Raw genomic sequence first — 7,201 nt, 5'->3', positions numbered from 1 at the left:
CCAGTATATATTTTTTACAATTTATTAGAATAAAATTCATATATTGGGAAATATTAATAGTAAATAAATAATTGTTGCTATAAAGTAGAAATTATCTTTAAAAGCACAAATTAATTTACAGTCTCTATTAATATATTAATTGATTTAATATTACTGATTGATAATTATAAAGTGTATCTGTTAAAGGTATAAACTCTGAACCAATCCCAAATTTTAATTCTGCAAACGCCTCTAAATAGTCTGGGTCACATACATCTTCCTGTGTTAAATCTTGAAGTACCATTTCAGTCGCAAGATAAGTCGCTAATGATGGTATAAAAGCGTCCATTGGCATAGGATATCCACCAAGTCTATTTGACATGCCAGCAGCTTTAGCCTTTTCACTTATCATATCATTTATCTTGTCATAATTTTGAGCATCTTTTTTAGCTATTTTAAATCCCATAACGCTAGGATATGTATCTGTTGGTGATGGATTACTTTGCTCTGCAACTATATATTTTAACTCTAAAGCTTTAGTTAATATAACTTCATCCATACACTCATTTACACCAAATACATTTATATCTTTTCCATACTTCTTAACCTGTTTGTCTATATCTTCATTTAAAAATTGCTTCATTTTGCCCTTATCTTCTTCTGTATTTACATTTGGTGTATCAACTTGTACAAATTGCATTCCTAAACTTCTACAAGTCTCTTTAATTTTTTCCAGTCTTTTGGCTATATTGGCATCTTTCAAATCATCCTTAGATGCATAATGAATAAAAGCTTTTGCTCCCAGTTCCTTTGAACGTTCAACTAATAACTTTCCTCTTTCCTCTGTGTCAACCCCTAGATTTACATCTACATATTGACTCAATTGGTTTTTGTCCTCTCCCATAGGAGCTGAGATAGTTATTATTTCTGGACGCTTTTCTTTTACCTTTTGTAATGCTGGTAAAAGACCTGCTTGGTCCGTTGATACTACAATCGCCTGAATTTCTTTATCATCAGTCAATTTTACTATTTCATTTATAGACTTATCTATATTAGAAGTAAAGTTTTCTGGCAACACAACATGTTTTATAGTTCGCTCAACTCTAGCTTCACCATCTTTTTCTTTATCAGTTTCATTAGCTTCCTTATACTCTTTTGCTAAATCTTCTACTATACTGTATTGTACTTTATTTTCAGATAATGGTTGAGTTACTACTGCAACTTTGAAATCATCAATGATTTTCTCTTTATCATTTTTGCCTGTAACTAAACTACAACCTGTAATCCCAATAATTAAACATATAGATAGCATAAGTGCTGTTATTTTTTTAAGCATTAGTTAAAACCTCCTAAATTTGTACTTTCTTATCACTATTACTAATTTTATCATACTTCAAAGAAAAATTATATTATAAAAAAATTATATGCTAACTATTATAATCCAATCTAAAAAGTACTATAGGTAGATTAGATTTTGATTAAATCTACCCATAGTACTAAAAAAATTATATATTATAAAATTAAATTAACTATAAATTATTATGCTATTTGTTTTTTGCTTTTTATGAAGTTACCAACTATTCCACCCAATATAGCTGGTATTACCCAGTTAAAGCCCAAACCTGCAAGTGGTAAACTTTGTATAAATGGAACAGCTCCTGTCATTCCATTTACAGCTGATAATACACTAACTAGTAATGTAACATATGCTGCACCCTTAAATGCATTATCATTTTTTATATGCTTACCAGCTAATTCCATGATAACTATTGCCAATAAAACAGGATATATAGTTTGTAGAATTGGAACTGATATAGCTATTATAGCATCAACACCTAAATTAGATATAAGCATACTAGCCACACATATACCGATAACTAGTTGTTTATAAGTTGCTTTACTTATTCCTTCAAAATAAGTTGAAATTGATGCTGTTAGACCTGTAGAAGTAGTTAAACAGGCAAGTGCTACAATTACACCTAAAATTATCTTTCCTACTTGACCATATAATAGTATACTAGTTATCTCAACCAATAAAGATGCTTGAGGTATGCTAGTATCATATAAAGTTGAAGCTGTTGCTCCTAGATAAGTAAGACCACCATATACTAATGCCAGGAATACACAGGCTACAAAACCAGCTTTAATAGTCATACCTATTTGGTCTTTATCTGATGTATATCCTTTAGCCACTATAGACATTAACATTATAGTAGCCATAGACGCTGCACCTAGAGCATCCATTGTTTGATAACCTTGTGATATACCTTCACCAAATAGATTTTTATCTATCATATGTTCTGGACTCATAGGTCCTGCTGGAGATATTATCCCTTTTACAATTAGAACAAATAATACTAATAATAACGCTGGAGTTAAATATTTACCTATTATGTCTATAACTTTAGAAGACCTAATCGTAAATGCTAAAGTCAAACCAAAGAATATTACTGAAAATACTGCTTTAGCTACTGTTCCATGGTCTCCAAATATAGGTATAATACCCATTTCATATGTTGTTGCACAAGTTCTTGGTATAACAAGAAGTGCTAAACATGCTAGAGCAGCTACACTCATTACTCTTGCTAATCCTTTACCTGCTCTTCTAAGTACATCATCCATGCTTCCTTTACATCTTGCTGTTGCTATGATAACAAGCATTGCTATACCAGCATCTGCAACAACAAAGCCAACAAGAGGAATTAACCAGTCTTTACCGGATTCCATTCCTAAAAATGGAGGGAACATAAGATTTCCTGCGCCAAAGAACATAGAGAACAAAGCAAAACCAACTATAAAAATATCTCTCATCTGCTTACTCACACCAAACTACCCCCTTTGAAAATATTTTGAATATTAAGATAATCTTACTTTATTTTCATAAAAATGTCAATCTGGTAAAAATTCTCATATTGTTAACGTTTTCCCAATTTAATATTTGCATATAATTTTCATTTTATGATAATTCCCATCAGTTTTGTTAAATCAATTGCTTGCGACACATCAAAACAAGCTCCCCTAATATCATTTATTCCTACTTCAATACCTTCAATATTATTAGTGGTAAAATCTACTCCAGAAAGTTTAGTTCCATTAAAATTCGATTTTTTTAAATTTGTATACTCGAATACTAAATTTTCATTTTTTACTTCCTGAAACACAGAACTTTCAAAATTTGAATCTAAAATAGAAACTATCTTGAACTTAGAAAACGAGAAGTTAGAATATCTACCTAAAACATCCTTAAACAATACGTTTTTAAGTATACAATCATCCAATCTAACTCCTATTAATTTGCTGTCTTTAAATTCAACTCTGTATATACTTCCTCCATAGAAAGACGTATTGGATAAATTACAGTTTTCAAATACTAGATCAAGTAAGTCAATCTTTTTTAAATTACAATTTTCAAAGGATACATTTCTAAATATACAAGATTCAAAACTTGCTCCTGTAATATCTAAATCACTTATAACCTCATTTTCTATAGTTTTATTAAATATTTTTTCATCATTGAATATATCATCTAATATAACTTCAATATTTTCAACATTTTCTAATTCCCCTGTAAATTTAGGCTTTTGTACTTTAATAATCTTAGTCATTTTCTCCTCCACTATAAATTATATTATTTTTAAACTCGTTTTTATTATTATATTAAGCTATTATATGTACTTTCAATATATTAAAAAGTTTTTACGAAATATTCTTGTATTCAGTACATTTATAATTATATCACAAACTTATTTATAATGAATTTCCATTAATAGCATAAGTGTTACAGAAGTATAACATTTATTATACTTCTGTAACATTTATCTTTAGAAATAATTATTCTTTATAAAAAATGACCTCGGTTTTTTATAAAATCGACAAAAAAAACGAATAATTTCTTTAAATTTATTGTAAATAATACAATATTACGATATAATACAACAGAAAAACAAATAGAAAATGTTCATATAATATTAGTAATATGGTCTAATAGTCTCTACAAACTCACCTTAAATGAGTTTTCTATGAATAGAATGTTAACTTTAATATATATTCTATTCTATCTATATGAATATATATTTTTTTGTTTATATTTTAAAGTTTTTTGGAGGTAAAAATGGTACCAAACACTAATAATGTACAACCAGATGGAAATAATTCATCATTAAGCTTTTTAGACAAGATGTTTAAATTCAGCGAACGTGGCTCTAACCTTAAGACAGAAGTAATAGGTGGGGTTACTACATTCTTAACAATGGCATACATAGTTTTCGTAAATCCAGCAATATTATCTGAAGCTGGCATGGATAAAGCAGCACTTATAACAGTTACTATATTAGCTACAGCCATTGGTACACTGATATTTGCAATTTTAGGAAATGCACCATTTGCACTAGCACCTGGTATGGGTCTAAATGCATTCTTCACATATTCATTGGTTATAGGAGCAGGAATTCCATGGCAAACAGGTCTTGGAGTTGTATTCTTATCTGGATGTGTATTCTTCACACTCGCAGTAACAGGTCTACGAAAGACAATTGCTGATGCAATTCCTCGAGAATTAGCAGTAGCATCTTCAGCAGGTATAGGTCTTTTCCTTGCTTTTGTTGGTTTAAAAAACATGGGTGTTATAATTGCAAACCCAGATACAATAGTTTCACTTGCAGATTTTACACCAACAGTTTTAATAGCTCTTTTTGCACTTATCTTAATGGCAATATTAGAATACAAAAAAATTAAAGGTGGAATATTAATAAGTATAGTAGTCGCAACAGTAATATCTATTATATGTGGATTTGTAGAATTACCAACAGCAATAATCTCAACACCACCAAGTATAGCACCAATTGCTTTTAAATTAGATATTATAGGAGCGTTAAAATTCTCATTAATTGGACCTATATTCTCTTTCATGTTTATAGACATGTTTGATTCGTTAGCATTTCTTATCACTTGTTGCAAACAGATGGGTCTTGAAGATGAAAATGGAGAAATAAAGGACCTTGGAAAAATGTTATATGCAGATGTTTCTTCTACTTTAATAGGTTCGTTTTTAGGAACTAGTACAGTTACAACATTTGGAGAATCTGCTTCTGGTATAGCAGCAGGTGCAAGAACTGGACTTGCTTCTGTAGTAACAGCGGCATTATTCTTAGCTACACTTATATTTACACCATTACTTGGTATAGTTCCTACTTATGCTGCAGCACCTGCACTTGTCATGGTTGGTGTATTTATGTTTGAAAGTATAAAACAAATCGATTTTGCTGATAGTAAAATAGCAGTCCCTGCTTTTGTTACAGTTTTATTGATGCCTCTAACTTATAGTATAAGTATTGGTTTGTGTTTTGGATTTATTTCATATATAATAATGCATGTTGTAGCTAAAGAAACTGATAAGATTAGTATAACACTTTGGGTTATAGGTATACTTGCAGTTGTAAACTTAGTACTAAGTTAGTATTTTAATTTTGATATATTAAAAGCTTATTTATTTTTAATTTAAAAATAGCAAAATCAATTTTATATCTAAATTGATTTTGCTATTAACTTTATATATAAAATTTATTATCATAATATATAGATAGAAAAATACATAGAAAAGGGATGATATTTATGTCACAATTACTTATAAAAAATGCATATCTAATCACTATGAATACAGATAGAGAAGTATATGAGAATGGAAGTATACTTATTGAAGACAATATTATAAAAAAAGTTGGGAAATTTGATAATAATATTGTAGATAAAGATGCTGAAATATACGATGCTAATGGAAAAATATTAATGCCAGGATTAGTCAATACACACGTTCACTTATCTCAACAATTAGGTCGTGGTCTTTCTGATGATGTTGTTCTTTTAACATGGCTTAGAGAAAGAATCTGGCCATATGAAAGTAGCTTTAATTACGAAGATTCTTTAATCTCATCTACTGCATGTTGTGTAGAACTAATAAAATCTGGTGTCACTACATTTTTAGAGTCTGGTGGTCAATATGTCGATGCTATGGTTGAAGCTGTTGATAAAACTGGAATTAGAGCATGTCTAGCTAAATCAGTTATGGATACAGGAGATGGTCTTCCTGAAGCATGGCAAAAAACTACTGATGAAGAAATCAACACTCAATTAGATTTATACCATAAGTTTAATAATACATCTAATGAAAGAATTAAAATATGGTTTGCTTTAAGAACTATTTTTAATACAACTGAGGATTTACTTGTTAGAACTAAACAATTAGCTGACAAATACAACACAGGTATACATATGCATGTAGCTGAAATAGCTGATGAAATTTCATTTGTAAAACAAAATACTGGAGTTGGAACAGTTGAATATCTTGATAAGTTAGGTGTTTTGGGGCCAAACCTTTTAGCTGCTCATACAGTTTGGCTTACGCATAAAGAAATTGATTTATTCAGATTACATGATGTAAAAGTTTCTCATAACCCTGGTGCAGCTATGAAAGTAGTACTAGGTTTTGCATCAATTCCTGAAATGCTAGAAAAAGGAATTCCAGTCTCAATTGGTACTGATGGGGCTCCTTCAAATAATAGAATGGATTTAATGAGAGATATGTATTTAACTTCATTAATACATAAAGGAAGAACTTTAAATCCAACAGTTATTCCAGCTGAACAAATATTAGAAATGGCTACTATAAATGGAGCAAAATGTGCTTTACTTGAAAAAGAAATTGGCAGTCTTGAAGTTGGCAAAAAAGCAGATATGATTATTCTTAATCCAGATACAATTCATTGCTTACCAATGCATAATCCAATTGGAAACATAGTGTATTCTATGACTAGCGAAAATGTAGATTCTACAATTTGTGATGGAAAGTGGCTTATGAAAGAAAGAAAGGTATTAGTTGTAAACGAATCTGAGTTATTGGAAAAAGTTAAAAAACAAGCTTCTAAAATAAAAGAAAAATCAGAAGTTAAAATTCCTTCTAAATTTAAAATTATAAAATAGAATAAAACCAATTGTTTTGTAGAGATACAGGTTCAAGTAAACTTGTATAGTCTACTTACAAAACAATTGGTTTCTTTATGCTATATTTTATTAAAATAAAAATAGCTATTATATTATAAATACATCACTAACAGTTAGGTTCAGATTTAGATTCATTTTTTTATACTTAGTTATATCATTACAACACATTAGGCACGCACTTTTTTGTTCATTCATTGGACAAACTTCACATGGTTTATCTCTATTC

At 29.5% G+C, this 7,201-nt stretch carries 5 protein-coding genes and 1 riboswitch; of the genes, 2 read left to right on the top strand and 3 right to left on the bottom strand.

All coding sequences use genetic code 11. From position 1 onward, the window contains the following. Nucleotides 1-127 precede the first annotated feature (127 nt). From IC173_RS18630 to IC173_RS18620, 3 genes are all read right to left on the bottom strand, one after another. Nucleotides 128-1,315 carry a DUF3798 domain-containing protein gene (locus IC173_RS18630; RefSeq protein ID WP_227856064.1) on the bottom strand — a complete coding sequence of 396 codons (1,188 nt, stop codon included), beginning with the start codon at nucleotides 1,313-1,315 and terminating at the stop codon, nucleotides 128-130. A 203-nt stretch (nucleotides 1,316-1,518) separates the two neighbouring features. After that, a complete protein-coding gene (brnQ, locus tag IC173_RS18625; protein ID WP_227432748.1) occupies nucleotides 1,519-2,790 on the bottom strand; it encodes a branched-chain amino acid transport system II carrier protein in 1,272 nt (423 codons plus the stop codon). 140 nt (nucleotides 2,791-2,930) lie between these two features. Beyond that, nucleotides 2,931-3,584, bottom strand: a complete 654-nt coding sequence (locus IC173_RS18620) for a pentapeptide repeat-containing protein (RefSeq protein WP_227856063.1) — start codon at nucleotides 3,582-3,584, stop codon at nucleotides 2,931-2,933. Between the two features lie 333 nt (nucleotides 3,585-3,917). Beyond that, nucleotides 3,918-4,019: riboswitch (purine riboswitch) on the top strand. A gap of 71 nt (nucleotides 4,020-4,090) precedes the next feature. On the opposite strand from IC173_RS18620, the gene IC173_RS18615 reads away from it, so the two are divergent. Continuing rightward, nucleotides 4,091-5,434: an NCS2 family permease gene (locus IC173_RS18615; RefSeq protein ID WP_227432365.1), complete on the top strand. Its 1,344-nt coding sequence runs from the start codon at nucleotides 4,091-4,093 to the stop codon at nucleotides 5,432-5,434. A gap of 155 nt (nucleotides 5,435-5,589) precedes the next feature. Continuing rightward, nucleotides 5,590-6,954, top strand: coding sequence for an amidohydrolase (locus IC173_RS18610; RefSeq protein ID WP_227432364.1), 1,365 nt, complete (start codon nucleotides 5,590-5,592; stop codon nucleotides 6,952-6,954). Nucleotides 6,955-7,201 lie beyond the last annotated feature (247 nt).

The organism is Clostridioides sp. ES-S-0048-02, from assembly GCF_020658495.1.
Taxonomy (GTDB): Bacteria; Bacillota; Clostridia; order Peptostreptococcales; family Peptostreptococcaceae; genus Clostridioides.
Note: the sequence above shows the minus strand (reverse complement) of the source record. Positions and strands in the feature narration are given on the sequence as shown.